This window comes from Acidovorax sp. KPB24-03 (assembly GCF_057546605.1).
Map to the genome: position 1 here is coordinate 1 of NZ_BAAJYR010000577.1, position 1,748 is coordinate 1,748.

Below are 1,748 nucleotides of genomic sequence, written 5' to 3' on the forward strand. Positions count from 1 at the left end.
GCCCGCGCGCGTGGTGCACAGCGCGCGCACATGGGCGGGCGCCGGCCAGTCGGGCACCAGCCAATCGTGGCCCGGTGGTGGCATGGACATCGGCGCGGTCAGGCTTCGTGGTCCGGGCAGGCGGACGGGTGCGCGCCCTGGAAGGCGGGCAGCGCCATGGCGGCTTCCCACGCGGCCATGGTGAGCGGCAGGCCGTCCAGGTTCACGCGAAAGCGCTGGGCATTGAAGATCTGCGGCACCAGGCAGCAGTCGGCCAGCGTGGGCACGTCGCCCCAGCAGAACTGCGAGGGGGCCAGTCCGGCGGCCTGCCGCTCCTGCGCCAGCAGGCCCAGCTGGCGTTCGAAGGCCGCCAGGCCGTTGCGCGTCCAGTGGTGGTACCAGGCGGTCTTGGTGTCTTCGCTCTGCTGCAGTTCCTGCGTGAGGTACTTGAGCACGCGCAGGTTGTTGATGGGGTGGATCTCGCAGGCGATCATCTGCGCCAGCGCCCGCACCTGGGCGCGGCCGAGCGGGTCGGCGGGCAGCAGGGGTGGCTCGGGATGCATCTCGTCGAGGTACTCGATGATGGCCAGCGACTGCGCCAGGGTGTGGCCGTCGTCGGTGACCAGCGCCGGCACGAGCGGATCGCCCAGCCGGTCGGCATAGGCGGGAAGGCGGTGTTCGGCACGCACCAGGTGCACCGGCACATAGTCGTAAGGCAGGCCCTTGATCCCCAGGGCGATGCGCACGCGGTACGAGGACGATGAACGGAAGTAGTTGAACAGCTTCATGGTGCGGCGAGCATAACGCCGCCCTGCCGGGGACAGCGACCACGCCGGCCCCGTGGCACACTGCCGGTTTGCGCCCGCGCCGGCACGATGCCGCCGCGCGGCCCTCCCCGCATCCGGCGCGGCCAGCCCCGCGCCGTCCCTTTTCGAAGAAAGGCAGACATGAGCTATGTGATTCCTCCCGCGGCCGTGGCCAGCGTGCCCGTCATCGGCACCGGCGACCGGTTCCCCGTGCACCGCATCTACTGCGTGGGCCGCAATTACGAAGAACACGCCAAGGAAATGGGCTTCACCGGCCGCGAGCCGCCCTTCTTCTTCATGAAGCCCGCCGACGCCCTGGTCGTGGTCGATGCCGGCCAGACCGGCACGCTGCCCTACCCCACGCTCACCGCCAACCTGCACCACGAGATCGAACTGGTGGTGGCCATCGGCAAGGGCGGCAAGGGCATCACCGCGGCCGACGCGCTGCAGCACGTGTATGGCTATGCCGTGGGCCTGGACATGACGCGCCGCGACCTGCAAAGCGACATGAAGGACCAGAAGAAGCCCTGGGAGATCGGCAAGAGCTTCGACCTGTCGGCCCCCATCGGCCCGATCCACCGCACGGCCCAGACCGGCCACTTTCCCAAGGGCGCCATCACGCTGTCGGTGAACGGCACGGTCAAGCAGAGCGCCGACCTGGCGCAGATGATCTGGAGCGTGGCCGAGCAGATCAGCAACCTGTCGCAGGCGTTCGAGCTCAAGGCCGGCGACCTGATCTACAGCGGCACGCCAGAAAACGTGGGCGCCGTGGTGCGCGGGGACCTCATGGTGGCGCACATCGACGGCCTGCCGGACCTCTCGCTGCGCGTGGTCTGAACCGGGCCGCAGCGGCGCCGAAAAGGCGTTGGCAGGCGGCCGGCGTGGCGGTGGCACACTGCCCCGCCATGACCTCTCCTTCCGCTCCTGAGCACCGCCCGTGGGTGCGCGGCACGCGCCAGGGAG

At 69.9% G+C, this 1,748-nt stretch carries 2 protein-coding genes and 1 pseudogene; 1 reads left to right on the plus strand and 2 read right to left on the minus strand.

Annotated features, from left to right (window positions below; translation table 11 throughout):
- Together AC27KI_RS24120 and maiA are read right to left on the minus strand one after the other, a co-directional pair.
- Positions 1-102: pseudogene (locus AC27KI_RS24120) on the minus strand (laccase); the annotation flags it as partial.
- Entirely contained in the window at positions 99-767 is a 669-nt protein-coding gene (maiA, locus tag AC27KI_RS24125; protein WP_284404335.1) for a maleylacetoacetate isomerase, read from the minus strand. The pseudogene AC27KI_RS24120 and the gene maiA, both read right to left, overlap by 4 nt.
- Before the next feature lie 159 nt (positions 768-926).
- Between maiA and AC27KI_RS24130 the strand changes: the two genes are divergently transcribed.
- Positions 927-1,622, plus strand: coding sequence for a fumarylacetoacetate hydrolase family protein (locus AC27KI_RS24130; protein WP_487116264.1), 696 nt, complete (start codon positions 927-929; stop codon positions 1,620-1,622).
- Positions 1,623-1,748 lie beyond the last annotated feature (126 nt).